The sequence below is a fragment of the Rheinheimera marina genome (assembly GCF_042654345.1).
Lineage (GTDB): Bacteria > Pseudomonadota > Gammaproteobacteria > Enterobacterales > Alteromonadaceae > Pararheinheimera > Pararheinheimera marina.
In genome coordinates this window covers 1-24,019 of the sequence record NZ_JBHSGB010000002.1, presented here as the reverse complement: position 1 = coordinate 24,019, position 24,019 = coordinate 1, and the positions used below count along the sequence as shown (strand labels likewise).

The window sequence follows — 24,019 nt, the reverse complement described above, 5'->3', positions numbered from 1 at the left end:
AGCACATGGATGCCAGATGAATTGGTTGATTGCTGCAATGGTCGCGGTTTTTGCCATTGCATACTGGAATACAGATAAATACGACTCCCGGAAAGACCTGACTGAACTGAGTCATTATTACCAACAGCATCAGACTGAGTTTCGTCAACTAGCGCAGGCAGCTTGTGCTTATCGTGCCAGAAACCCTGGCACCTACCTTACTTTTGAGGTGGATTTCCCCGCGTCTTATCCGGCTGAAATTCAGCCAGAGGTGGACACCCTAAAAAGGGTATTACGCAAACTGGGCAAAACAGAGCTGGCGTTACCTGTGGCTCCTCAGGGCGGCTGTTCCTTATTCTTATTGCAGTGGTCCGAATGGCGTGGGGCGGGGGGCAGCCATCTGGGCTTTAGTTATCAGCCTGCACAACACACTGAATACAAGCCTGAGCTGCACGACGCTACAGAGCAGGACCTGACCCAGCCTTTGTTTTATAGCAAAACTCTGGGTGACGGCTGGGTGCTGGAGTATGTCAATATTCCCTGAAATTAGGGTGCTTCGAACTCAAAGAGTCGCCAGATCTGAAGAGAACGTCGGGTTAGCTGTGTGACAACTTGACTCTGCCTTTCCTCCTAAGGGATGATTCGCGCCGAATCAGGCCTGCATCCCTGGTCTGCCTGTCTTTTCTTTTGAAGTGGCCTTTTATGAAAAAAATCTGTGTGTCTTTGTTTGCGCTGGCCCTGGTGGCCATGGGTTCTGTGCAGGCCAATCAGCCTGCCGCTTCGGCCACTGTCACTGGTCAGTGGAAAACCATTGATGATGAAACCGGTCAGCCGAAATCTGTGGTCGAAATTTATCAAGACAATGGCAAGCTGTACGGCAAGGTAGTGGAGATTTTCGACCCGGCCAAGAAGGCGGCTCTGTGCAATGAATGTGAAGGTGCTGACAAAGACCAGCCGGTGCTGGGCCTGGTGATTATTAAAGGCCTGAGCAAAGACGGCGATGACTACAGCGACGGTGATATTCTGGACCCGAAAAATGGCAAGTTATACAGCTGCACCCTGAGCCTGGCGAATGCCGACCAGCTAAATGTGCGGGGTTATCTGGGCTTTTCGCTGTTAGGCCGCAGCCAGACCTGGCATAGAGTGAAATAACAGACTTGCGCCAGAAAGCTGGCTGTCTGAAAGACTTAAGCCTGAATGTCCTGTCAACGGGTCTGGGCAGTCTTCCAACGCTGATACTCTGAAGGCCGTAAGCCATAACGGGCCAATACCCCTTCATGCAACCGGCGTAGCTCCTCAACTATGAGAGCCTGAACCGCATGACGTTCAGCAGCAGGTACCTGAAGGCTCACCTGCTGCCGGATGATGTCCAGCGGTTCGGTGGCCGGATTGCAGACCACCTGGTAGATAGTTTGTTTTAAAAGGCTACGCCAGGCTAACCGCAATGGGTCTGGTTCCACCAGATCCTGCCGGATAGCCAGATATTCCTGAGTCGAACGTTCATAGGCCCACAGATACAGGTCACGCAGCAACTCAACCCTGGCCATTTCGTACACGCCTAAAGTGGCACGGCTGTAGGCCTGTTCAGGCACATCCAAAAACGTCAGCGGGCATAAGTTAGCGCGAAACAGCGGTAAATTTGCGGCGAGGCGCGAGGTGCGCTTATTGATGTCTGCAAATGGTTGTAAATAGGGCAGGTGCACCATCATAAAAAAGGACTGTTCAAACGGGTCCAAAATTTGATTGGCTTTATGCAGTAACAAGTCCAGCTCTGCATCTAACTGCTGTGGCGTTGATAAAGGCCGATACACACTTTTGCCAATATCCACGGCATGTAAGCGAACACGGCCTTCGTCTGCAGGGTTTGGCAACAGGTTTTCAGCTAAAGCACTGTGCAGATTCAGCAAGCTATAGCGGTTCAGCTCCAGGCTATCAATATTGTCGACCAGCAATTCAATCGCGGCTTTGTGATTCAGGATCATCTGAGTTTCAAGTGCGGCTTTACCTGTGGCTGCTTTGCCATGGGTAATCAGCTCAAGCGTATCAAGCCTGGAGTAGGTATTACCTTCGAGGTGGCTGGATGCCCAGGACAGATCGATTAATAGTCGGTTCAGGATGGCGCGGCTGTATGTACCTGCAGGTTGCTGTTGGTTAGCCGTCTTCCCAAGGCTGTGCAGCTGGCGGCGAAGTGGAGCGGACAAATACCAGCTCTGGTTAGGTTGGTAAGCCTCTAGAAAGTCCGGTTGATAGCCGACAGGTTTACGGGCTTCGGTGGGCTGATCGATATAGGCCAGAATATCCTTGCTGTCTGCTGATAAAGGGATAAAGGCCGGAAAGTGGTCTGTAGCCGGTCCTGGTTGAGTCACAGTGCGGAAAAGGTAACGTCTGGCGCGCCCTTCGCCAGTCGCCCGTATTTGACCTTCCTCAATCAGGCGGGCAATTTGACGTTGTACTGTACGTCTGGCCATCGTTGGATGCTGGTCAAGCAACTGGGTGAGAGTGAGTCCCTCAGAGGCAAGCCGGACGCTTTCAAGCAGCCTGTACTGGTCATTCAACATGACAATAATGGCACCGTTTCGTTTGAAAGATGGCATCATTGTGGCGCAGTTTATTAAACTGCGCCAATTATTCTGGCTGTTATGGCGCAGTTTGTAGTAACTGCGCCATAACAGCCAAAAAACGGAGGCCAGCGTTTAAGCTGGCCTTATCTTATGCACTTCAGCGCCTTATTGAGTGGTCTCGGGGTAACGCTGTTTTTCGGCGACGCAGTGGGCGCTTTGCAGCTCAAAGTTCTGGTTGGATTTATTGTGGCGCAGCACACAGCGGCCATTCTCCAGCTTCAGTTGAAACAGGTTGGCTGCGTTTTGGATGCGGCCGTCCAAAGGCCGGCCTTTTTCATCGCGCAATACGGCGTTTTCAATCCAAATCTCTGATTCAAATAAAAACACATTGTCGGCCAGCTTCACTGGATCACCGCCAATGGCTTGTTGTATCGCCTGCTGAATTTCCTGCCGTACCTGAGCTGAGGTTTCCAGCAGCACCGCGGCTTGTTGTTCGGCCTGCACCTGGTGCTGGCAAGCGCTCAGTAACAGTGCGGCGACAGATAGGCTTAGTCTCATGGTTGTTCCTGTTCGTGAATAGGGCTGCGAATGCTTTGGTTCAGCACCCTGTCGTTCGGGTTGCGTACTGCCGGTGTGCTCAGTAAGGCAGGTACCGCACTGCGGCTGTCACTGCGGAGGCTTGGGTTGTCCGTGCTGCTACTGGCGCTGACAGGGCAGCTGCCACTTTGTGCATACTCTACTGCGCTGGCCAGCAACGCTTCGGCCGGGTCGCCCAGCGCATGGCTGAAGTCGTCAGCTACGGCGCAGCCTTTCACCTGGTCGTCAAATTGCGGTGCCGGGGTGGGCACAAAGCCATCGGCATAGTCGCCAAAGCCTTTGGCGTTAATGCCACTGAACTGAATGGTGAAATAGGTGGTACCGCAGTTATCTTCCGGATAAAACCCATAGGGCTTGCCACAGGTGCGGTCGCCAATCAGGATCACTTCTGCATCCACACCACGCAAGCCGTTAATCAGCGCTTCGCTGGCGGAACAGGTATTGCCGGTGGCCAGCACAAAAATCCGGCTTAAGTTCAGGTTCGGTAAGCTGGTGCTGGTCAGGGTGTTCTGCTCGTAATTAATTTGTTTGCTGTAAAAGGGTGTAGCCGCCAGGCTGGCACCGGTCACCGGGTTGGTGTTGGGGTACTTGTCATTAAACTGCATCTTTTCAAAGTAGCGGTTTTGAATAATGTTCGGGCCCGTCAGCATATAACCCAGCTGACTGGACAGCGCCAACAAACCGCCTCCGTTGTAGCGTAAGTCGATCACCAGGTTGCTGACCGCCTGATCACGGAATTGCTGCACCGCGCTAATTAGCTGAGGCTGAGCTGGCGTGATAAAGGAATTAAATTGCATATAGCCCAGTTTGCCTGCACTGGTGTTCAGCACTTTGACATTTTGCACCGGGCTGCTGGCCACATTGGCAGCGGTCAGCGTCAGGCTGTATTCAGTGCCGTCCGTGCGGCGGAATTTGAACTGGTGCCGTTCGCCAGAGGCTGCCGGAAACAAGCCGGCGTTCAGGGTGTTTACCCCGGCCTGGCTGGGGTCGTTGATAAAATCCACCCCATCAATTTCCAGAATAATATCGCCCCGTTTCACCATGGCATTGCTGGCCGGTGAATTCGGTTCTGTGTAGGCCACCTGAAACCAGCGCGGCACCGTGGTGGACTGCACCGACCATTCAATGCCATAGCCAGAGCTGACGCCGGATTGGGTTTGCTGGTTGTAGCTGGCGGTGTCCTGAGTGAAATGAAACTGATCTTTGGCGGCAGAAGACGCTGTGCTTTGCTCCGTTTTCAGCTGAGCAAAATAGGCGGCTACTGTATAGCTGGCCGGGTCGCGGTCGGGCAGCTCGCGGTACCATAGGTAGGTGCGGTTGCTCCAGGAGCGTAACCACATTTTTTCATGCATGGCGGAACCGGCTTTGTCCGGGTAGGGCTGGTTGCTGTTGTAAGGGTCTGCGCCGCTGCGTGGGTTGGCGCAATAATCTTTGTATTGGCTTTCGCTGTTGTAAACGCCAGCTGTCCAGACTGGTGCGGTAGCGCTGCCACTGCCGGTGCCGCCTGTGCTGCTGCCGCCTGTGCTCGCGCCAGAAGAGCCGCCACCCCCGCCACAGGCAGTCATGCTCACCGCTGCTACCAGGCTCAACCAGAACTGAAATTTCATCGCACCTACTCCTTATCCAGCCATTACAGGCTTTTGCGTTTGGTCGCGCAAATAAACGCAAAGCTTCCCGGCATCACAAGCTCCGGGTGCCGCACTTTATTAAACAAAGCCCAGCCACCCTGGTAGCGGCCCGGTTCCAGCCGCTGCATATATTCACCGCCTTTTTGGCCGTCCAGCATGGCGATCACCCGGTTGCCTTCGACCGCAAAACCGTCTTTGTGTTCATCCAGAAACAGGCCTTTGGTGATCATCACCCGGTCGTTGCACAGCTGAGCAGTAAACAGCAGCCTTTTCTGGCCGTCACGAATTTTCAGCGTCATTACGTCGTAACTGAATTCCCAGTCTGGCGGGTAGTGCAGCAATTCGCCTTGTTCGGCCTGCAGCAGCGTCTGGCCCGCCGCGTCTGATAAGGTAAAAGAAAAACTCAGCCAGTGCCGGTCGGCATGCAGGCAGAAAAACATCTCGCCGTTCACCCAGATCAGCGGGTGTTCACCGCCAGCGTCTGGCAAGTCGGCATACAGGGTATTCATGCCGACCGACAGCTGAATGCGCCGGTGCGGGTCGTATTTAAAGCCTGGTAAATGCTGGCGGTCCAGGTTAATCGGGCGTTCGGCCCGTTGCTGCAACGTGGATGGACTTAACAGGTTTTTTTGCAACTGGCGCTGATGCAACGGGCAAATCAACAGGGCGTCGGCCTGCCCATCCAGCTGGAAATACTGGTAGACTGGGCAACCGCAAAAGATACAGCCAAAACCACAATGCCTGCGGCTTTGTTGTTTTTGCTCCGCGCTCAGTTGGGCGGGCTGGTGAAGCAAAGAAGGTAAAGGGCTGTGCTGCTGCATAACAGATCACTTTCAATCAATGTTGCCAGAGTAAGGCAAGTTGACTTACTTGCCCAGAGGCGCTGTAAAAAACTTTAGCGCAGGCCCAGAGCCAGCAACCAAAGAGGGTATCCAATTGAAGCTATTCGGTTTTATTTTATCTGCCTTGCTGTTGACTGCTGGTACTCACGCGGCGCAGGCCGAACCTGCCGCAGTGCAGCTGAGCCCGGATCTGGAAGTTATTCAGCTAAGCCCGGATTTATGGGTGCACCGCTCCTGGTACAGCTTTCCCAATGGCGTACGCTTTTATTCCAATGGTTTGTTGGCGCGTTACCAGGGCGAAATCTGGATCATCGACACCGCCTGGGGCAAGGACTCGACCAAAGTGTTGCTGGACTGGGTGCAGCAACAATTGAAGTTGCCGGTGCACAGTGTGGTGGCGACGCACTCCCATGCCGACAAAACCGGAGGTTCAGCCGAGCTGTATCAGCGTCATATTCCTTTTTTCAGTTCAGCCCAGACCAGGCTGCTGACCGTCAAAGAAAACGTGCCGCTGCCGCAATCTTTAGGCCGTTTTGCCGTTGGGCAGAGCATGTCCTACGGCCCATTTGAACTCTATTACCCTGGCCCAGGCCATACCGTCGATAACCTGGTGGCTTATGTGCCGGCGGCGCAGGTGCTGGTGGGTGGCTGTGCTATTAAAGCGCCACGTTTTCCGGGTTTGGGTTATATAGGCGAGGCCGATTTGCAGCACTGGCCACAGGCGCTGCAGTCGATTCGCCAGCAGTATGGCCAGGCGACTGTGGTGGTGCCTGGCCATGGCGAAATTGCTGATCTGAAGCTGATCGACTACAGCCTGAATTTGTTTAAAGTGAAGTTCTAAGCTGTTTTACGGTGGGTCAGGCTGCTGCCCAATGACGCACTAATCACAGCGGCAATAGCCCCCCACTGCAACAGGCTGAGCTGTTCGGACAAAATCAGCAAACCAGCCAGCGCGGCAATGGCCGGTTCCAGACTCATCAGAATACTGAAACTCTGGGCCGGCAGCCGTTTTAGCGCCACCATTTCCAGGCTGTAGGGGATTGCGCTGGACATTAGCGCCACGGCCACACCAAATAGCAACACTGAACTGTCGAGCAGCGCAGTGCCTGCACTGACCACGCCAATAGGCACCAGAAAACAGGCGGCCACTGCCATGCCAATAGCCACAGCAGCCCCACCACTGATGGCACCGCCACTGCGCTGGCCGTAAATAATGTAACCGGCCCAGCAGGCACCGGCACCCAGCGCCAGCGTGACACCGAGCGGGTCCAGTGCGGTCTGGCCGCCTTGCCAGGGCAGCAGGCAGGTAATGCCGGTGACGGCCAGCGCCACCCAAAGCAAATCCAGCTTACGTTTGGACGACAGCAGCGCCACCGCCAGTGGGCCGGTAAATTCCAGTGCCACTGCAATACCGAGCGGAATACGGTCTATCGCCAGATAAAACATCAGGTTCATGCCGCCCAGGCACACGCCATACAGTAGGATGGCCTGCAGGTGTTTTCCGGCCGGCCAGTGCCGCCAGGGTTTAAATATCAGTACCAGCAGCAGGGCGGCAAAACCAACCCGCAGTGCTGTGGTGCCTGCAGGGCCGACCAACGGAAACAACGTTTTGGCCAGTGAGGCGCCGGACTGGATCACCATCATGGCCACCAGCACACTGGCAATAGCTAACAAAAACGGGCGTGACAGCTTAGGCACAACAGCCACCTGATTAACGGAAAACTGCCGCTAGTTTATCAGCAGCCATGCCGTTGAGCGATGGGAACCCTGCTGATACTGAAGGAAAAAATTGGGTATGGCTACTTTGCAACAACTCAATAACAACGTAATTTATGCTGTTTTCAGCTAGAGAGCGGCATAATGCGTACTTCATTCAAATTTGGCCTTGGCCTGCTGGTGCTGGCGTGTTTGGGGTGGTTGAGCTGGCTATCTTATTTGGACTGGCGGACCCAGGCTGAGCAGCAGCGCCTGCAAGCGCAACCTGCGCCCACAGTGGCCGCCATGCCTGAACGGTTAGACTGGCCACAGCAACTGGCCGATTTACAGCATTTGGCGTCGGACGAGATGGCCGGGCGGGGCACAGGTCAGGCTGGGGGCCAGCTGGCGCAGAGCTGGCTGGTGCAGCAGTTTGAGCTGATTGGCTTGGCGCCTGCCGGGACTGAAGGCTACCGCCAGCCGTATCAGGCCAGCTCCGGCAAAGCTGCTGAGCACCAGGGCGCGGCCAATGTACTGGGTCAAATTGCCGGCACAGATCCACAGCTGCCTCTGTTGGTGATCACTGCGCATTATGACCATTTGGGGTTACACGAAGGCCAGATTTACCACGGCGCGGACGATAACGCTTCTGGCGTGGCCGCGCTACTGGCACTGGCGCGTTACTTTAAACAGCATCCACCGCGCCATACCTTGTGGTTTGCCGCGGTGGACCATGAAGAGCGCGGTATGTGGGGTAGCAAAATGCTGTTTGAGCAAAAGCTGCTACAACCTGAACAAATTAAGCTCAATATCAACCTGGATATGCTCAGCCGCGACACTGAACGTCAGCTGTATGCGGTCGGGGCTTATCATCAGCCTGCTTTGTTGCCAGTGCTGCAGCAACTGCAACAACAAAGTTCGGTGCGGTTATTGCTGGGTTATGACAGACCACAATGGTTGGCAGGGAATACGCCGGACTGGACCTCGGGGTCCGATCACGCGGTGTTTCATCAGCAGGGCGTCGACTTTGTTTACTTTGGCGTGCCGGACCACCCGGATTACCACCAGCCCAGCGACACTTTTGCTCATACCGACCAGCAGTTTTATCGTGAAGTCAGCGAAACCGTGCTCAGTGCGCTGTTATTGTTTGATGCAATCTAGGGTATGCTAACGCCATGATTTTCTAAAAAACGCCCCTAGCCGGGGCGTTTTTTTCAGGGCAGTTTTGCCGGGAAGCTCTTATGCGCATTCTACACAGCTCCGACTGGCATCTGGGGCAACACTTTATTGGCAAAAGCCGGCTGGCGGAGCATCAGGCCTTTTTCCGCTGGCTGAAGCAGCAGATAGAACAGCATCAGGTCGACGCCCTGATTGTGGCCGGTGATATTTTTGATACCAGCACGCCGCCCAGTTATGCCCGCGAGTTGTACCACCAGTTGGTGGTGGATTTATTGCCAACCGGCTGTCAGCTGATCCTGCTGGGCGGCAACCATGACTCGGTGGCTGTGTTGCAGGAAAGCCAGAATTTGCTGGCAAAGCTGCATACGTCGGTGATCCCTGGCTGGTTGTCCGATCCTGCTCAGCATTTACTGACGCTAACTGACCGCAGCGGCGGGCCTGCCGCCTTGCTACTGGCGTTACCTTTTTTGCGCAGCCGCGATTTAGTGCAAAGCCAGCGTGGCGACAGCAGCAGCGCGAAACAGCAGCTGCTGCAACAGGCAATTGCCGATTGTTATCAGCAGCTGTATCAGCTGGCATTACAACGCCGCACCGAATTGGGCCGCGACTTGCCCGTGCTGGCCACCGGCCATCTGACCACTGTGGGCGCCAGCTGCACAGAGTCAGTACGGGATATTTATATTGGGACCCTGGACGCCTTTCCGGCCAGTGCCTTTCCGCCGGTCGATTACCTGGCGCTGGGCCATATCCATCAGCCGCAGCAAGTGGCCGGCAATCCGTGCTGGCGCTACAGTGGTTCACCGCTCCCGCTGAGTTTTGATGAAAGCCGCCAGCAAAAATCTGTGGTGCTGCTGGACCTGGCTGCCAGCCCATTGCAGCCAGAACTGCTGCCTGTGCCTTGTTTTCAGCCCATGCTGAGCCTGAAGTGCCAGTTGGATGACATGGCCGCCTTGCTGACGCCAGCGCTGGCGGAGCTGGAGCCGGGCCAACAGCTGTGGTTGGAGCTGCAACTGACCGGCGCTGATGCCTTACTGAGCGAGTTACATCAAATGGTGCAGCAGCAACTGGCGGACAAGCCTGTTGAATTGCTGAAACTGCGCCGGGCCCGCACCGCGCAACAAAGCGGCTTACAAAGTGCCGAGGTGCTGAGTCTGACCGAACTGGAGCCGGCCATGGTGCTGCAGCAGCGGCTGGAGCAGGAGGAGCTGACGACAGAGCAACAGCAGCAGTTTCAGCAGATGGTGGCTGGCCTGATGCAACAGCTGCAGGAGGTGGCAGAATGAAAATCCGTTCGGTTCGTCTGCAAAACCTGAACTCACTAAAAGGTGAGTGGCAGATTGATTTCACCGCATCGCCGTTGGCTGACACCAACCTGTTTGCCATTACCGGCCCGACTGGCGCCGGCAAAAGCACCATCCTGGATGCGATCTGCCTGGCGCTGTACCACCAGACGCCTCGGCTGAAGCAATTGTCGCAAAGCAGCAACGAGCTGATGAGCCGCCACACCAGTGAGTGTCTGGCCGAGGTGGAGTTTGAAGTGCGCGGGGACGTGTACCGCGCTTTCTGGAGCCAGCGTCGCTCCCGCGGTGCTGTCGATGGCAAGCTGCAGGCCGCCAAAGTGGAGCTGGCCAAAGCTGATGGGCAGATCCTGACCGACAAAACCAGTGAAAAACTGGCCCTGACCGAGCAGCTGACCGGGCTGGATTTTGGCCGTTTCACTAAATCCATGTTGTTGGCACAAGGTGGCTTTGCCGCCTTTTTAAATGCACCGGCCAATGAACGGGCTGAATTACTGGAGGAACTGACCGGCACTGAAATTTATGGTCAGTTGTCGGTGGCGGTATTTGAGCGCACCAGAACCGAAAAAAATGAGCTGGATTTGCTGCAGGCGCGTCTGTCCGGCGTGCAGTTGCTGGATGCGGAGCGCCGGGCTGAACTGACGACTGAAGTTGAACAATTGCAAAGCAGTCAGCAGCAGCTGCAGCAGCAACAGCAACAGTTGCTGCCGTTAGTACGCTGGCGCGAGCAACTGCAGCAGGCTGAGCAGCGCCAGCAACAGGCCCGGCAGCAACAGGAGCTGGTGCAGGCTGAACAGCAGCGTCAGCAAAGTGCGCTGGACAAACTGCAGCGTTTTGAACAGCACGGGCCTTTATTGCAGCATTACCAGCAATTGCAGCAGCTGCGTGGGCAAAAAGAGGCGGCAGCACTGAGCTTGCAACAGCAACAACAAAGCCTGCAGCAGCAACAGCAGCAGTTGCAACGGTTGATTGCGCAAGGGTTGCGGGCCAGCCAGCAGCAGTCCGGCCAGACCGAGCAGCAGCTGCACCAGTTGGCTCAGCAGGTACAGCAACTGCAGCAGCAATTGCAGGGCAGCAGTGACGAACAGCATCTGCAGCAAACCGAAGAGCAACAACGTCAGCAACTGGAAGCGCTGCAACAACTGGCCCAATTACAAACACAACAACAGCGGTTGCAGCAGCAAAGTGCGCAGTGGCAACTTCAATTGCAGCCCTTGCTTCCCCAGCTACAGCAACAAGAGCTGCTGGTGCAGCAGTTACGCCAGCGTTATCGCGAGCTGGAAAGCCAAAGCCAGGACAAACAGAAATTGCTGGAGCAGGAACGGCTGATCCTGCAGCTGTCCGGCCACAGAGCCCGGCTGCAACCCGGTGACGCCTGCCCATTGTGTGGCAGTGAACAGCATCCGGCCATCCAGCACTATCAACAACTGGAGCAAAGCCAGACTGAACAACAGTGGCAGCAATTGCAGCAACTGCAAAAAAAGGTGCTGGAGCAGGGCAAGGCGGCAGCAGAGCAAAAAGCCGCGCTGCAGGCCCGCAGTGATCAGCTGACTGAACAGTTGCAGCAACAGCAGCAGGAAACGGGCCCGTTACAGACCAGGTTGCAACAACTGCAGCAGCAGTTCAGTGCCGCTTGGCAACAGCAACTGCAGACACAGGGCAGCGATGCTTTGGTCGCCCAGCTGCAGCAACAACTGAAAGCCACAGTGGCGCAGCGTCAGCTGCAGCAGCAATGGCGCCGCAGTCAACATCAGTTGGACTTACTGCAAAAGGACTGGACGCAGCAGCAGCAACAACAGCAATTCTGGCAACAACAGGCGGCCCACTGGCAGGTCAGCGTTGAGCAGGCCAGCCCTGCTGCGATACAGGACTTAGCCGGCTTGCAGTCCCAGGTGCAGCAACAAAGTGCAGCTCTGCAAAAACAACAAGGTCAGCTGGAGCAAAGCGCCGCCCAACTGCAGCAGCTGCAGCAGCAACAAGAGCAGCAGCAGGGTGACTGGCAGCAACAGCTGAGTGCTGCCGGTTTTCACCACGAAGCGGCCTTTCTGGCCATTTTGTTAAGCGCAGAGCAGGTGGCTGAGTTGAACAGGTTGAAACAACAATTGCAGCAACAACGGATTGCAGCGGATTCTGAGCTGCAGCATGCAGAACAGCAATGGCAGCATCTGCAGGCGCAGCAACTGACCAGCCAGGATTTGGCCCAGCTGACTGAGCAGCAACAGCAGTTGCAGCAGCAGACCCTGGCCTTGGTGGCGACCCTCGCCAGCCTGCAGCAGCAACTGGAAGCAGACCGCCAACAACAGCAACAGCAGCAACAACTGGCGACACAAATTGCGCAGCAACAGCAGCAACTGATCAGCTGGCAGCAATTGAACAGCCTGATCGGGTCGGCCGACGGAGCCCGTTTCCGCCGTTTTGCCCAGGGGTTAACTCTGCAGCAACTGGTGCAGCTGGCCAATGCGCAATTGCAGCGCTTGCACAGCCGCTACCAACTGAAACGCAAAGCTGACGCTGAACTGGATTTAGTGGTGGTGGACAGCTGGCAGGCCGACGTCGAACGCGACACCAAAACCTTGTCAGGTGGCGAAAGTTTTCTGGTCAGTCTGGCGTTGGCCTTAGCCTTGTCTGATTTAGTCTCCAGCAAAACCCGTATTGACTCGTTATTCCTTGATGAAGGCTTTGGCACGTTGGACCCGGACACCCTGGATGCCGCCCTGGCGGCTTTGGACCAGCTGAATGCCAGTGGCAAACAAATTGGCGTGATTAGCCACGTCGAGGCGCTGAAAGAGCGAATTCCGGTGCAAATCCGGCTGGAGAAACAGCAAGGCCTCGGGTACAGCACGCTAAAGGTGTATTGACCAACATGGTGCGGCGCAACAGATGACATTTGTCAGCTGCAACTGGTGACAAATGTGCCTGCCGCAGTGCAGGCCTGCTTTCGATAATGGCGTTACACCAACGGGGTGTCACAGCATAAGGAAAGTAAAAATGAAGCCATTAATGATTGCACTGTTGATTGCCGCCAGCACAAGCCAGGCAGCGAGCATTGACCAGATTGACGCGGCAGCCAATCAGATGCAGCTGCCACAGCTGACTGAATACGCCAAAGGCTCGGCGGTTAGTTATGAACAGGCCTACGCGCAGTACCGGCTTGCGGTGATTAGCCAGGTGGCAGGCCAGACCGAACAGTTCTCTGCGGCGCTGGCGCAGGCCCGACAGACGCTGGAGCAGTTGACGTCGGAGCAGCCGGATGCGGAAAACCTGGCATTGCTGTCGACCGTGTATGGCCTGAGTATCGGTGAAAACCCGGTCGTCAACGGCGTCAAATACGGCAAAAAAGCCGGTGAGGCTCTGGCGCAAGCTGAGCAACTGGCGCCTGCAAACCCGCGGGTTCAGCTGGTCAAAGCCATTTCGGCCTACAACACACCGGCGCTCTTTGGTGGCAGTAAAACGGCCGCGGCAGAGCTGGCCAGCAAAGCCATTGCACTGTTCAGCGCGCCTTGTGAACAGATTTGTTGGGGCCAGGAAGAAGCGTACGTCTGGCGTGGCCTGGCCAAAATGGATTTAGGCGACAACAAGGCCGCGATAGCCGACTGGCAGCAGGCATTGCAGCTGAACCCTGAATACGGCTGGGCCCGGTTCCTGCTGGAACAACAACAGCGCTTCAGCAAAAACTAAGCGGTGGTTAGATCAGTGACACAGGCTGGCCGGATGACCGGTCAGCCGCAAGGATGACTATGAGCCACAAAGAACAACGACTGAAATGGGTGTACCTGGTAAACCTGGTGTTTTATCTGGTGCCTGTCTGGTTCCGCCCTTATAGCCTCGCCGAAATTGGCTGGCAATTGCTGGCGCTTTTAGCTTTTCTGGCCTGTTACTTTTACGCCTATTCTGCTGACTGGCGCCGCACTATGCAGGGCGCTTTGGGTATAGTGTTGGTGGCCAGTCTGATCACTCCTGTCACTTTTGGTTCGATCAGCCTGTTTGCTTTTGCCGCTTTCTTCTTTGGTTTTGTCTTGTCGCTGCGGCGTTTCTTGTTGAGTACTCTGTTGTTAGGCAGCTGGATAGCTTTGCTGGGCTGGTGGCTGTTCCCACAGGTTTGGGAATTCAGTTTGTATGGCAACTTGTTGGTGCTGGGTATTGGCACTATGGGCCAGGTGGAGCAATGGCGGCAGAAAGTGCAGCGACAGCAGCAACAAAGCTCGGCGGAAATCAGCCAGCTGGCGACACAGCTGGAGCGGGAACGTATTGCCCGTGATTTGCATGATGTGCTGGGACACAGCTTGTCCAGCGTGATCCTCAAAGCTAATTTAGCCGTTCAGTTGCTAAAGCACCAACAGCTGCAGCAGGCGCTGGATGAGCTGGAGCAACTGCGACTGATTGCACGCGAGAGCTTGTCGCAGGTACGGCACACAGTGGCAGGTTATCGCCACAAAGGCTGGGACAGCACAGTACAGCCGCTATTGGACCTGTTGCGTCAGGCCGGCTTTGCGGTGGAGCTGGACGGACACTGGCAAGGACTGACGGAGCAGGAAGAGCAGTGCCTGGTGCCGGTGCTGACCGAGTTAGTGACTAATCTGATTCGGCATAGCCAGGGGCGCCAGGTTTGGCTCCGGCTGCAGCAAAATGACAGCCAGCGTTTGTTGCAACTGAAAGATGATGGAGTGTGCAGTGTGATTGAAGCCGGAGCCGGCTTGCAGGGCATTGCGGAGCGGCTGAATTTGCTTGGCGGCCAGCTTAGCTGGCAGACTAACCCGACCTGTTTTGACCTGACGATTCCAAGGACCAAGGCATGATACGAATTTTGCTGGCAGAGGATCAGGCCATGGTGCGGGGCGCCCTGGCGGCCTTATTGCGGATGAATGGCCAGTTTGAGGTGGTGGAAGCTGCTGACGGCCTAGTGGCCAAACAGCAGCTGCAACAGCAAGCATTCGATTTGTTATTGTCCGATATTGAGATGCCGGGCTGCAGTGGGCTGGACCTGGCGCTTTATGTCAAACAGCAACAATTGCCGCTGCAGGTGATGATCCTGACCACCTTTGGGCGCGCTGGTTATGTACAACGGGCTCTGGACGCCGGTGTTAAGGCTTTTTTGCTGAAAGATGCGCCGGTAGAGCAACTGACCAAAGCGATTCAGCAGGTGCTGCTGGGCAAAAAAGTGATAGACCCTGAGCTGTTACTGAATGCGCTGGGAGAAAAAGACCCGTTGACGGAAAAAGAGCGGCAAGCACTGCGACTGGCCAGTGAAGGAAAAACCACCGCTGAAATAGCAGTCGCGTTGTTCATTGCCGAAGGCACTGCCCGCAATTACTTGTCAGAAGCGATCAGTAAGTTGCAGGCAGGCAACCGGGTCGATGCGGCCCGGATAGCCCGGCAAAAGGGCTGGTTGTAATGCAGCGTTGTAGAGAAACTGCTGGTTAGAACGAGTACACCAGGGTGACCGAGGTTTGGGTGTCTGTCTTTTCTTTACCTGCCGGTACTTTACTGTCGTTCTGAATAGAGAATGCCGCTTTCATCTGCAAACTGCCATTTAATTTACTGGTCAGTGAGCTTTCGGCCACTGTCCTTTTGTTGTCTTCACCGTATTCCAGTGACACTGTCTGCTTAAAGCGGGCATTGTCGCTGAGTTGCCAGCGAAAGGTGGCGGCACTACGAACCAGCAGACCATTTTCCTGCTCACCCGCATCGGTTTTGCCACGGGCATAACCAGGACCTATTTCACCGGTAAGTGTCATAGTGTCGGTCTTAAAGATTTGGTCGCCATACCCTATCGCGACTGTGCTGTATTCAGTGTAAGCACCGAATCTGTCGTCGATATGGGAACCATAAATAAACAACTTGGCCGAATCAGAATCCAGTTTGTAGCCGCCTTTGGCCGAGGCGGCATACCGTTCGGCCGAGGTTTGCACCAAGGTGCTGCCGTCTTCGGTGGTGGTTTCATCGCGCTTATAAAAAGCGCTTAGGCTGTATTCGTTGGACCATTGCTCCATCTCATGGCTGGAGTCGATTTTTCCTGTTACTGAAGTACCTGTGGTGTTACCAGAGGTGGTAATTGCACCCAATTCTGCGGTGGTGCTCCAGCCTAATGCGGGCGGATTTGTCGAGTTGCCTGAAGCGTCTTCGGCCTGTGCCGCGATACAACTGCATGCGAGCAGGGAGAGGACCAGGTATTTCATTCGTTCGTTTCCTTTTTCAGGTGGACATCCATTTGCGGAAATGGAATCTCAATGCCTTGTTCATCAAAACTGAGCTTAATGTTTTCCAGCAAGCTCCAGTACACAGGCCAGTAGTCGGCCGCATTGACCCAACTGCGCACGATCAGATTGACACTGCTGTCAGCCAGCGCGCCAACCGCAATCACCGGGTTGGGTTCAGCCAGAATACGACCATCGGCTTTGGTCAGTTGTTCCAGAATTAATTTTGCTTTACGCAGATCGGAGCCGTAGCTGATGCCTATAACCAGGTCGACACGGCGGGTGGGTTCGGCGGAAAAATTCGTGATGGCGGAGCCAGTGATCTGTGAATTGGGCACAATAATGCGTTTGTTATCCGGGCTGCGCAAAATGGTCTGGAAGATCTCAATTTTCTCCACTGTGCCAGAAACGCCCGCGGTCTCGACGAAATCACCGGCTTTAAAAGGCCGGAATAAAATAATCAGTACGCCAGATGCGAAGTTGGACAAGGACCCTTGCAAAGCCAGAGCTACGGCCAGACCGGCGGCACCCAACATGGCGATAAAGGACGCGGTCTGAATTCCCACCTGCGACAGCGCAATCAGGATAAACAGCAACATAATGGCGGTTTGGATAATACCACCTAAAAACGACACCACAGCTTTGTCGACTTTGCGGCTGAGCAACGCCTTTTCCAGCATTTTTGTCAGGTTTTTTGACAGCCAGCGACCGACATAAAGGATCACCAGGGCGACCAGAATCTTGACGCTATAGGCCAGGATCAGCTGTTGGTTGTCGCTGATAAAATCAATAAATTGTTGCATTTTTTCTCCTTAAAACCAGATAACGCAGAGCTTGGGTCTCTGCGTTTCTGCGCTAACCCTACCACAGCAGTCCGGATGGCCCAACCCTAAATAGGCTTAATGCCCCGGTGAACCTGACAGAAAACAGTTGCATAAACAGAGTGATTCGCTAGAATGCGCGCCTCTGCGGTGGCTGTAGCTCAGTTGGTAGAGTCCCGGATTGTGATTCCGGTTGTCGTGGGTTCGAGCCCCATCAGCCACCCCATTTCCTGCATTGCTGTGTTACTCTTCCCCTATCTCTGTTCTGTGCATCAGCATTTTTCCAATGAACCTCAACGCCTTGCAGCAGCAACTGCAACAACCCAACTTGGCCCCATTAGAACTGTGGGATCCACCTTTTTGTGGTGATTTACCCTTAGTCATTAAGGCGGATGGTCGCTGGTGCTACCAAGGCTCGCCGATTGAACGTCTCGCTCTGGTTCAGCTGTTCGCCTCAGTGCTGGTTTGTCGCGCCGGGGAATATTTCCTGCTGACGCCAGTGGAAAAAGTTCGTATCCAGGTCGAGGACGCTGCTTTTCTGATCACTGAACTGCAGCAACGCGAAACCGGGCAAGGTGTTGTGCTGCTGGCGACCACCAATTTGCAGCATCAGGTCTTAATCAGCGCTGAATACCCGTTGGTGCTGCAGCCGCAAGCCGATGGCCAGCTACTACCTTATTTGCAGTTATGGCGGGGATTGACCGCCAAGTTCAGCCGTCCTTGTTATTACCAACTGGCGGAGTGGGCTTGCCGGAACCAGGACCAGTGGTTTGTCGAATCGGCAGGACAGCAATTCTTGTTAGGCGCTTGAGACTTTGCTGCTAAGTCATTGATGGGTTGCGTAAAAATGCGGCCTGCTTCATAGTCATCTGAGCAAAACACAAGAAGAATAAGGAACAGCTATGAAAACTCAGATGTCGCTGCTGGCGCTGGCCATGCTGACCGGTTCTGTACAGGCCGCTACGCTTATCCATGCCGGCCGCCTGATCAGCGCGGAAGATAACCAAGTACGACAGCAAGTGACAGTGCAGGTTGATGGCGACAAAATTGTCGCGGTGATCGATGGCTATCAGCCGGTGGCCAGCACAGATACGCTGATTGACCTGAAAAATCACACCCTGATGCCAGGCCTGATGGACATGCATACCCACTTCTCCAGCCAGATGGGCCCGGGCAGTTACAGCGAAGAGTTCACTATGAATGAAGCTGACTTTGCCTTACGTGGGGCCACTTTTGCCGAAAAAACATTGATGGCGGGTTTTACCACAGTGCGCGAGCTGGGCGATACACACCGAATCAGTACAGCACTGCGCAAAGCCATTAACCAAGGCTATGTGAAAGGACCACGTATTTTTACCGCAGGCAAAGCCTTAGCCACCACAGGTGGTCATGCCGATCCAACCAATGGCATTGCGTATTTCCTGATGGGGGACCCCGGCGCCAAGGAAGGCGTGATCAATGGTCCGGACGAAGCGCGTAAAGCGGTGCGTCAGCGCTATAAAGAAGGCGCCGATTTAATCAAGTTGACCGCTACAGGTGGGGTGCTCAGCGTGGCGAAAAGTGGCTCCAACCCACAGTTTACCAAAGAAGAGCTGGACGCTGTGGTCAGCACTGCCAAAGACTACGGCATGACGGTTGCTGTGCATGCTCATGGTAAAGAAGGCATGCAGCGTGCCATAGAAGCCGGCGTGGATTCAGTTGAGCACGGTACCCTGATGGACAAAACCACCATGGCGCTGATGAAAAAACATGGCACTTATTACGTGCCGACTATCAGTGCGGGCAAGTGGGCGGCAGACAAAGCGGCTACGCCGGGCTTTTTCCCGGATTTAGTACGGCCGAAAGCCTTGGCGATTGGCCCGAAAATTCAGCAAACCTTTGCCGCGGCCTACAAAGCTGGAGTGAAGATTGCTTTTGGCACCGATTCAGGCGTGGGTGCACATGGCGACAACTGGAAAGAGTTTGTCTATATGACCGAAGCCGGTATGCCAATGATTGAAGCTATTCGTGCTGCCACTATTGAAAGTGCCAGACTGCTGAAAGCAGACGCGGAGCTGGGTACTGTGACGGCCGGAAAACTGGCAGATTTGGTGGCTGTGCCTGGTGATCCGTTGCAGGACCCGAACCTGATGGGGCAGGTGAGCTTTGTGATGAAAGCGGGGCAAGTGGTCAAACAGCTGTAAAACGTTACGAAAAAGCCGCTTGGTTAAGCGGCTTTTTTTACCCAGTCCAGCAAGTGGCTGACATCCTGTAGTATGGCGTCTTTCAGGTTAATTTCTGCCTGCTGCCGGATATGATCCAGGTGGCGGATTTCTTTTTTATCCCGTTCTTTGCGTGCCTGGTGCGTCGGCATGTCTTTGACCACATCATACATCTGGAACAACGCCGGGTAGCTGCTTTTGGCGTCTGGTTTATTGGTCAGCTGCAGGTGATCCAGCAACACCCAAATACGCAGCGCGCCTTCACTCAGTTCGCATTGTTCTTCCTGCATAGCCCGGGCGATCAGGTCGATGCTTTCGAACAGGTAACTGTTTTTCTTTTGCAGCTCAGCCTGTTGCTGCTGCTTTTGTTGCTGCAGCATGCGTAACAGGCGTCCGAGATATAAAGCCAGGCCGGCAACCAGCAGGGTTGCCAAGCCGAATGCGATCATCCATCCTGTCGTCAAAACGATTAGTCCTCACCCAAAATTTCTTTACGCCAGTCGGTCTGCTCCAACTTGGCCAGTGGATCCAATTCTTCGTCCTCTTCTTCGCTGTCCAGACCCAGCAGTTCAACCAGTTCGGCATGACGGGCAGTTTTGGCGTTGAAGTATTTGGCTTCTTTGCCTTTGAGGATTTCACCTTGGTCCACTCGATCTAACAGCGCGGCCAGAGTGGCATCATTTTCAATCTGCGCCAATTCTTGCTCTGGGCTCAGTGTGGGTTGCTTGGCTTTGCTCAGCTGCGCAACAGGCTGCAGGTTTTTGCTGTCGATCACTTTCTGCTCGGCTGCGGTGATCACCAGTGCAATAGGCGTCTTACTGCCATGGCGTGGATCTTTTTTACCTGAACCTGAGCTGGTTTTTTGCTCAGCCGGTGGCGAATGGCGGCTACCGGATTTTAAACCCGAACCTTTCTTTTTGGTCTCAGGCGTGCGAGTGCGATCCTGGCGAGCTTCTGTCGCAGGTTTGTGTCTGACACCAATCTGGCCTGAGGTGCGGGTTTTTTTAATCCGGGTCATAAAGTCTGCCTCTGAAAAAGGGCGCGTATTTTAACCAGTTTAATAGCAAAAGCACAGTACCAACTGCTAATTCTGTTTTTGTAACAAAACGACGTCTGCTGCCGGAAATTCCACCGTCAATCCATCGCGTTGAGCCAGGTACTCAAAGGTCTGTTGGTGGAAGAAACTGATATGGGTTGGATCATTTTTATAGTGCCAGTTGGCGAAACCGGCCTGGTCCAGATAACGTTTGGTCATAATGCCAAGTACGCCACTTGGCTTTAGCAACTGTAACCACTGCTGCCACTCTTTGGCCGGTGTGGCGAAATGCTCAATAGCTTCCGAGCAACTAATGAAATCATAGCTATTCTGCAGTGGTGCTGGGTCTGGGGCGAAATAAGGGTCCCACACTGCCATCTTCTGGCCTTGTTCGGTCAGGATCTGCGCCAGCAGTGGGCCGGGGCCGCAACCAAAATCCAACCCGGACAGTCCTGGGCGGCCAAGTTTCTTTATCAATGGCTGTGCCAGCCGGTTTAGAAATTGCCGGTAGCCTTCGTCCTCACAATGATTCTGATGCAGGTCGTACTGCGCCTTTTCCGCGTCAGCCGACAAATGGTGCGGCGGCGCAACAAAAACCAGTGCACAGTGAGGGCACCGCCAGTACGGACGTTTTTTATCCTGATGGAACAGCTGGCTATGAGGGTGATTACACAATGGGCAAGAAAATGACATAACTAGGTAAACAAAAAGGGCGGTACCTGATGGTACCGCCCTCTGAGGAAGAGTGTCTAGTGAGACACGAAATCTGCTGAAGTCATCCTGATGGGGTTTCGACGCCCTGTCTTGCAAGCATCCTGTTATTGTTGCGCAATTTCCCTATAACAGTTGTTATTCGCGATCATCCTGATACTTTTTGAACCATCCATGCTGTGTCAATGGACACAGGGCCATCATTTTTGATGTTGCATAAAAACATACTACCGCACTGCTGCTGTCCTTGCTGCTGGTCCTTGTTTTTGTCACGTCGCCAAAGGCAACGTGACTAACCATACTCCAATTAGCATGAATGACAAGATGTTTTGCAGAAAAAAACGACGAAACGTGGAACTTTTTTAAACAGCAAACCAACATAGCGTCGGTCTGCTGTTCCGTAGTCAATGATTAGGCGGACACAGCGTCACTGTGTTTATTGTGCAGGGTTTGGATCAGCTGGTCTTCAAACTCAAAACGCTCAACCAATACCTGGCCAAGCTCAGACAAGTCCTGATCAAAGCTTGCGGTCCATTGTTCATCAGCCACTTCCGCGTATTTGTCATTAAATTCCAAAGCGACATCTGTGGATGCAGAAATTTTCGGTGTCAGGCTGTCGGCCAATTTCCGGCTGTCATGGCCATTCACTGCACACTCTGAAACAATGCGTTCGTACATTTCAAAATGCCCGGCGGAAAGGTAATCCATCAGTTTTTGGCAGAAGGACTGAACTTCAGTCGTAGCAGGTAAAGACTGTTGGCTTTTCTTATCAAACGGAGGCAACGCCGCCAGCTGGCAATAGCTGACGATTAACTGTTGTCTGTCGTCCAGCCAGCTGTCGATAGCGGTTAAACGACCGCCCCATTTTTGTTGAGCTGTTTCCAGGCGGGTGAACATATCTGAGCCCTCAGATCGGAATTTACTGCTGTGAACCCCTAATTAAAAGAATTCTGCGATAAAGATCAACTACTTTTTTATTGGTCAGCTCAGTGTTTGCCATCTATGATGGCGCTGCGAAATGGATGGTGAATGAGGTATCTATGATCCGCCACAGTCTGCCCCATAACAAAACCGGCTTAGGGTATTGGTATGTTGTCAGCCAGGGAAAACTGTTCCTGCCCAACGATTCAGAGCTGCCCCGGCCGCAGACATTACAGCAACTTGAGCTTGCGCTGGATGGCACAGAAATGCTGTGTCAAATAGGGGAAATTGACCAGCTCCCCTGTTATTTATTGCAGTATCAGGATAGGCCAGAGCCTGAGGACCATTGGCACAGTGCCCGTCAATTCCTGATGTATGGAGAACAGCATTTTGAACATGCGGCCAGAGCGTGCCAGGTGGCCTTGTTTCTGCAGACTCATAAATTTTGCGGTCAGTGTGGCAGCAGTATGCATTTAGTGAACTGGGAGCTGGCCGCGCTTTGTCATAAATGTGGCCATCGCTGTTACCCTCGGATTAACCCTTGTGTGCTGATTGCGGTCGTCAATTCGCAACATCAACTGTTACTGGCACGTTCTGCCCGGCATAAAACAGGGTTCTTTTCTATACTCGCTGGATTTGTCGAATCGGCTGAAACCTTGGAGCAGGCCGCGATCAGGGAAGTCGCTGAAGAGGTGGGAGTGGTCATTACTAATTTGCGTTATGCAGGTAGTCAGCCCTGGCCATTTCCGCATTCGCTGATGACTGCATTCATTGCAGATTATCAAAGTGGCGAGCTACGTTGCCAGCCGGAAGAAATTGAAGAAGCGCATTGGTTTGATTTGGATAAGTTGCCGGATGTACCCGGCGAAGTGACCTTATCCGGTCAAATTATCCAACAACTGGTGAATGCAAACTGCAGAAAATAAAAAAGCCACTAAATCGTGGCTTAAGTGGAGTGTAACTTACGTTACCCGGACCTGTTAAAACAGGTTTCTTTCTTATTGTTCTTTACTAGCGCAAGTAGTTTATAACAGATGTATTTTAGTCAGGCAACAGCTTTTTTTAACCCAAACTGAATGAGTGGCGTTAAAACATAGTCAGCAGAAAAACTTCAGTGATAAACTAACGAAAAATCAGAAGATGGCAGATAACAGATGCAATTAAAAAATGATCGGTACTTAAGAGCCTTACTGAAACAACCTTTAGACCGGACGCCAATCTGGATGATGCGCCAGGCTGGGCGTTATTTGCCAGAATACAGAGCGACCCGGGCTCAGGCCGGCGACTTTATGTCCTTGTGTAAAAATCCTGAACTGGCCTGTGAAGTGACTTTACAGCCGTTGCGTCGTTATCCGTTGGATGCTGCCATTTTGTTCAGCGACATTCTGACCATTCCAGATGCCATGGGTATGGGCCTGTATTTTGGTGAAGGTGAAGGCCCGCGTTTTACCAAGCAGTTAACCGATTTTATGGATGTGGTACAGCTGCCGGTGCCGGACCCTGAAGTTGAACTGAAGTATGTAATGGATGCCGTGCGTACTATCCGCCGTGAGCTGAACGGTTCAGTGCCGTTAATTGGCTTCTCCGGCAGTCCATGGACCTTAGCCACCTATATGTTTGAAGGTGGCAGTAGCAAGACCTTCTCGAAAATCAAAAAGCTGATGTACACCGAACCTGAAGCTGTGCATATCCTGTTGGATAAGCTGGCTCAAAGCGTTATTTTGTACCTCAACGCGCAAATTGCCGCTGGTGCTCAGTCAGTGATGATCTTCGACACCTGGGGCGGTGTGCTTACACCGCACGATTACCGTGAGTATTCGTTAAGTTATATGCAGCAAATTGTGGCTGGTTTAACCCGCCATGCGGATGGCCGTCCGGTTCCGGTAACCTTGTTTACCAAAAATGGTGGCTTGTGGCTGGAAGAGATTGCGGCAACAGGTTGTGATGGGGTTGGCCTGGATTGGACCATGGATATTCGCCACGCCCGCGCTCGTATCGGCGATAAAGTGGCGCTGCAGGGCAATATGGACCCGGCTATTTTGTTGGGAACGCCGGAGCGTATCCGTCAGGAGGTTCAGGCCATTCTGGACGGTTATGGCATGGGCTCTGGTCATGTATTTAACCTGGGTCATGGCATTACTCCAGACGTGGATCCGGAAAAAGCAGGCATTTTTATTGATGCGGTACAGACGTTTAGTCCGGCGTACCACATGCAGACTACTCTGCTGGAAGAATAATAAAAAGGGGCCTGAAGGCCTAATGCCGATCAGTTAAGCCAATTTCAGATCGGTTGACCGATCCAGTGACTGCTGTATAAAGGCCTGCAACAGAGACGTCGCAGGCCTTTTTCTATGCA

24 protein-coding genes and 1 tRNA gene are annotated in these 24,019 nt (G+C 53.7%); 14 read left to right on the top strand and 11 right to left on the bottom strand.

Annotated elements, in window-relative coordinates; translation table 11 throughout:
• Positions 1-16: 16 nt before the first annotated feature.
• The gene (locus ACFO3I_RS02125) at positions 17-523 is read left to right on the top strand and encodes a hypothetical protein (protein ID WP_377331374.1); all 507 of its coding nucleotides are present in this window, start codon (positions 17-19) and stop codon (positions 521-523) included.
• Positions 524-681: 158 nt separating this feature from the next.
• Entirely contained in the window at positions 682-1,131 is a 450-nt protein-coding gene (locus ACFO3I_RS02120) for a DUF2147 domain-containing protein (RefSeq protein ID WP_377331373.1), read from the top strand.
• 53 nt (positions 1,132-1,184) lie between these two features.
• Here ACFO3I_RS02120 and ACFO3I_RS02115 read toward each other — a convergent pair whose 3' ends face one another.
• From ACFO3I_RS02115 to ACFO3I_RS02100, 4 genes are all read right to left on the bottom strand, one after another.
• Complete coding sequence (locus ACFO3I_RS02115) at positions 1,185-2,447, bottom strand: Fic family protein (protein WP_377331371.1); 1,263 nt, start codon at positions 2,445-2,447, stop codon at positions 1,185-1,187.
• Between the two features lie 258 nt (positions 2,448-2,705).
• A complete protein-coding gene (locus ACFO3I_RS02110) occupies positions 2,706-3,098 on the bottom strand; it encodes a hypothetical protein (RefSeq protein ID WP_377331370.1) in 393 nt (130 codons plus the stop codon).
• The gene (locus ACFO3I_RS02105; protein ID WP_377331369.1) at positions 3,095-4,744 is read right to left on the bottom strand and encodes a S41 family peptidase; all 1,650 of its coding nucleotides are present in this window, start codon (positions 4,742-4,744) and stop codon (positions 3,095-3,097) included. The genes ACFO3I_RS02110 and ACFO3I_RS02105 overlap by 4 nt, the downstream gene beginning before the upstream one ends.
• A 23-nt stretch (positions 4,745-4,767) precedes the next feature.
• The gene (locus ACFO3I_RS02100) at positions 4,768-5,586 is read right to left on the bottom strand and encodes a hypothetical protein (protein ID WP_377331368.1); all 819 of its coding nucleotides are present in this window, start codon (positions 5,584-5,586) and stop codon (positions 4,768-4,770) included.
• 115 nt (positions 5,587-5,701) lie between these two features.
• Between ACFO3I_RS02100 and bla the strand changes: the two genes are divergently transcribed.
• On the top strand, positions 5,702-6,448 hold the full coding sequence (bla, locus tag ACFO3I_RS02095) for a subclass B1 metallo-beta-lactamase (protein WP_377331366.1): 747 nt from the start codon (positions 5,702-5,704) through the stop codon (positions 6,446-6,448).
• On the opposite strand, the gene ACFO3I_RS02090 is transcribed toward bla, so the two are convergent.
• The gene (locus ACFO3I_RS02090; RefSeq protein WP_377331365.1) at positions 6,445-7,305 is read right to left on the bottom strand and encodes an EamA family transporter; all 861 of its coding nucleotides are present in this window, start codon (positions 7,303-7,305) and stop codon (positions 6,445-6,447) included. The genes bla and ACFO3I_RS02090 overlap by 4 nt on opposite strands.
• Before the next feature lie 162 nt (positions 7,306-7,467).
• Here ACFO3I_RS02090 and ACFO3I_RS02085 point away from each other — a divergent pair, with 162 nt between their 5' ends.
• The 6 genes from ACFO3I_RS02085 (at position 7,468) to ACFO3I_RS02060 (ending at position 15,171) form a co-directional block, all read left to right on the top strand.
• Positions 7,468-8,463: a M20/M25/M40 family metallo-hydrolase gene (locus ACFO3I_RS02085; protein ID WP_377331363.1), complete on the top strand. Its 996-nt coding sequence runs from the start codon at positions 7,468-7,470 to the stop codon at positions 8,461-8,463.
• An 80-nt stretch (positions 8,464-8,543) separates the two neighbouring features.
• On the top strand, positions 8,544-9,764 hold the full coding sequence (gene sbcD / locus ACFO3I_RS02080; RefSeq protein ID WP_377331361.1) for an exonuclease subunit SbcD: 1,221 nt from the start codon (positions 8,544-8,546) through the stop codon (positions 9,762-9,764).
• Entirely contained in the window at positions 9,761-12,637 is a 2,877-nt protein-coding gene (locus ACFO3I_RS02075) for an AAA family ATPase (protein WP_377331359.1), read from the top strand. Before sbcD ends, ACFO3I_RS02075 begins: the two co-directional genes overlap by 4 nt.
• A 130-nt stretch (positions 12,638-12,767) precedes the next feature.
• Entirely contained in the window at positions 12,768-13,457 is a 690-nt protein-coding gene (locus tag ACFO3I_RS02070) for a tetratricopeptide repeat protein (RefSeq protein ID WP_377331357.1), read from the top strand.
• Between the two features lie 59 nt (positions 13,458-13,516).
• Positions 13,517-14,575, top strand: a complete 1,059-nt coding sequence (locus tag ACFO3I_RS02065) for a sensor histidine kinase (RefSeq protein WP_377331355.1) — start codon at positions 13,517-13,519, stop codon at positions 14,573-14,575.
• Positions 14,572-15,171, top strand: a complete 600-nt coding sequence (locus ACFO3I_RS02060; protein ID WP_377331354.1) for a response regulator transcription factor — start codon at positions 14,572-14,574, stop codon at positions 15,169-15,171. The genes ACFO3I_RS02065 and ACFO3I_RS02060 overlap by 4 nt, the downstream gene beginning before the upstream one ends.
• 25 nt (positions 15,172-15,196) lie before the next feature.
• Here ACFO3I_RS02060 and ACFO3I_RS02055 read toward each other — a convergent pair whose 3' ends face one another.
• Complete coding sequence (locus tag ACFO3I_RS02055) at positions 15,197-15,955, bottom strand: DUF481 domain-containing protein (RefSeq protein ID WP_377331353.1); 759 nt, start codon at positions 15,953-15,955, stop codon at positions 15,197-15,199.
• Entirely contained in the window at positions 15,952-16,776 is an 825-nt protein-coding gene (locus ACFO3I_RS02050) for a mechanosensitive ion channel family protein (protein ID WP_377331352.1), read from the bottom strand. The genes ACFO3I_RS02055 and ACFO3I_RS02050 overlap by 4 nt, the downstream gene beginning before the upstream one ends.
• Positions 16,777-16,944: 168 nt before the next feature.
• Here ACFO3I_RS02050 and ACFO3I_RS02045 point away from each other — a divergent pair.
• The 3 genes from ACFO3I_RS02045 (at position 16,945) to ACFO3I_RS02035 (ending at position 18,977) form a co-directional block, all read left to right on the top strand.
• Positions 16,945-17,020, top strand: a tRNA-His gene (locus ACFO3I_RS02045).
• 60 nt (positions 17,021-17,080) lie between these two features.
• A complete protein-coding gene (locus ACFO3I_RS02040; protein ID WP_377331351.1) occupies positions 17,081-17,605 on the top strand; it encodes a DUF1285 domain-containing protein in 525 nt (174 codons plus the stop codon).
• Between the two features lie 91 nt (positions 17,606-17,696).
• Entirely contained in the window at positions 17,697-18,977 is a 1,281-nt protein-coding gene (locus ACFO3I_RS02035; protein ID WP_377331350.1) for a metal-dependent hydrolase family protein, read from the top strand.
• 23 nt (positions 18,978-19,000) lie between these two features.
• Here the strand turns inward: ACFO3I_RS02035 and ACFO3I_RS02030 are convergent, their stop codons facing one another.
• The 4 genes from ACFO3I_RS02030 to rsd form a co-directional block, all read right to left on the bottom strand.
• Positions 19,001-19,444: a DUF2489 domain-containing protein gene (locus ACFO3I_RS02030; protein WP_377331348.1), complete on the bottom strand. Its 444-nt coding sequence runs from the start codon at positions 19,442-19,444 to the stop codon at positions 19,001-19,003.
• A gap of 20 nt (positions 19,445-19,464) precedes the next feature.
• Complete coding sequence (gene yihI, locus ACFO3I_RS02025) at positions 19,465-20,013, bottom strand: Der GTPase-activating protein YihI (protein WP_377331346.1); 549 nt, start codon at positions 20,011-20,013, stop codon at positions 19,465-19,467.
• Between the two features lie 66 nt (positions 20,014-20,079).
• Entirely contained in the window at positions 20,080-20,724 is a 645-nt protein-coding gene (locus tag ACFO3I_RS02020; protein WP_377331345.1) for a class I SAM-dependent methyltransferase, read from the bottom strand.
• A gap of 429 nt (positions 20,725-21,153) precedes the next feature.
• Positions 21,154-21,639 (bottom strand): sigma D regulator, encoded by a 486-nt coding sequence (rsd, locus tag ACFO3I_RS02015; protein ID WP_377331343.1) that lies wholly within the window; start codon positions 21,637-21,639, stop codon positions 21,154-21,156.
• Positions 21,640-21,782: 143 nt separating this feature from the next.
• Between rsd and nudC the strand changes: the two genes are divergently transcribed.
• Both nudC and hemE read left to right on the top strand, forming a co-directional pair.
• On the top strand, positions 21,783-22,589 hold the full coding sequence (gene nudC, locus ACFO3I_RS02010; RefSeq protein WP_377331341.1) for an NAD(+) diphosphatase: 807 nt from the start codon (positions 21,783-21,785) through the stop codon (positions 22,587-22,589).
• 228 nt (positions 22,590-22,817) lie between these two features.
• Complete coding sequence (hemE, locus tag ACFO3I_RS02005) at positions 22,818-23,900, top strand: uroporphyrinogen decarboxylase (RefSeq protein ID WP_377331339.1); 1,083 nt, start codon at positions 22,818-22,820, stop codon at positions 23,898-23,900.
• Positions 23,901-24,019: the final 119 nt, after the last annotated feature.

What these genes read in the sequence shown, in the direction of transcription:
- ACFO3I_RS02070 (WP_377331357.1), top strand. Translation starts at nt 12,768, where the DNA reads ATGAAGCCATTAATGATTGCACTGTTGATTGCCGCCAGCACAAGCCAG.
- ACFO3I_RS02020 (WP_377331345.1), bottom strand. Translation starts at nt 20,724, where the DNA reads ATGTCATTTTCTTGCCCATTGTGTAATCACCCTCATAGCCAGCTGTTC.
- ACFO3I_RS02125 (WP_377331374.1), top strand. Translation starts at nt 17, where the DNA reads ATGAATTGGTTGATTGCTGCAATGGTCGCGGTTTTTGCCATTGCATAC.
- nudC (WP_377331341.1), top strand. Translation starts at nt 21,783, where the DNA reads ATGATCCGCCACAGTCTGCCCCATAACAAAACCGGCTTAGGGTATTGG.
- ACFO3I_RS02115 (WP_377331371.1), bottom strand. Translation starts at nt 2,447, where the DNA reads ATGGCCAGACGTACAGTACAACGTCAAATTGCCCGCCTGATTGAGGAA.
- ACFO3I_RS02100 (WP_377331368.1), bottom strand. Translation starts at nt 5,586, where the DNA reads ATGCAGCAGCACAGCCCTTTACCTTCTTTGCTTCACCAGCCCGCCCAA.
- ACFO3I_RS02120 (WP_377331373.1), top strand. Translation starts at nt 682, where the DNA reads ATGAAAAAAATCTGTGTGTCTTTGTTTGCGCTGGCCCTGGTGGCCATG.
- rsd (WP_377331343.1), bottom strand. Translation starts at nt 21,639, where the DNA reads ATGTTCACCCGCCTGGAAACAGCTCAACAAAAATGGGGCGGTCGTTTA.
- ACFO3I_RS02110 (WP_377331370.1), bottom strand. Translation starts at nt 3,098, where the DNA reads ATGAGACTAAGCCTATCTGTCGCCGCACTGTTACTGAGCGCTTGCCAG.
- ACFO3I_RS02085 (WP_377331363.1), top strand. Translation starts at nt 7,468, where the DNA reads ATGCGTACTTCATTCAAATTTGGCCTTGGCCTGCTGGTGCTGGCGTGT.
- ACFO3I_RS02030 (WP_377331348.1), bottom strand. Translation starts at nt 19,444, where the DNA reads ATGATCGCATTCGGCTTGGCAACCCTGCTGGTTGCCGGCCTGGCTTTA.
- sbcD (WP_377331361.1), top strand. Translation starts at nt 8,544, where the DNA reads ATGCGCATTCTACACAGCTCCGACTGGCATCTGGGGCAACACTTTATT.
- ACFO3I_RS02060 (WP_377331354.1), top strand. Translation starts at nt 14,572, where the DNA reads ATGATACGAATTTTGCTGGCAGAGGATCAGGCCATGGTGCGGGGCGCC.
- yihI (WP_377331346.1), bottom strand. Translation starts at nt 20,013, where the DNA reads ATGACCCGGATTAAAAAAACCCGCACCTCAGGCCAGATTGGTGTCAGA.
- ACFO3I_RS02035 (WP_377331350.1), top strand. Translation starts at nt 17,697, where the DNA reads ATGAAAACTCAGATGTCGCTGCTGGCGCTGGCCATGCTGACCGGTTCT.
- ACFO3I_RS02040 (WP_377331351.1), top strand. Translation starts at nt 17,081, where the DNA reads ATGAACCTCAACGCCTTGCAGCAGCAACTGCAACAACCCAACTTGGCC.
- ACFO3I_RS02105 (WP_377331369.1), bottom strand. Translation starts at nt 4,744, where the DNA reads ATGAAATTTCAGTTCTGGTTGAGCCTGGTAGCAGCGGTGAGCATGACT.
- ACFO3I_RS02055 (WP_377331353.1), bottom strand. Translation starts at nt 15,955, where the DNA reads ATGAAATACCTGGTCCTCTCCCTGCTCGCATGCAGTTGTATCGCGGCA.
- hemE (WP_377331339.1), top strand. Translation starts at nt 22,818, where the DNA reads ATGCAATTAAAAAATGATCGGTACTTAAGAGCCTTACTGAAACAACCT.
- ACFO3I_RS02050 (WP_377331352.1), bottom strand. Translation starts at nt 16,776, where the DNA reads ATGCAACAATTTATTGATTTTATCAGCGACAACCAACAGCTGATCCTG.
- ACFO3I_RS02065 (WP_377331355.1), top strand. Translation starts at nt 13,517, where the DNA reads ATGAGCCACAAAGAACAACGACTGAAATGGGTGTACCTGGTAAACCTG.
- ACFO3I_RS02075 (WP_377331359.1), top strand. Translation starts at nt 9,761, where the DNA reads ATGAAAATCCGTTCGGTTCGTCTGCAAAACCTGAACTCACTAAAAGGT.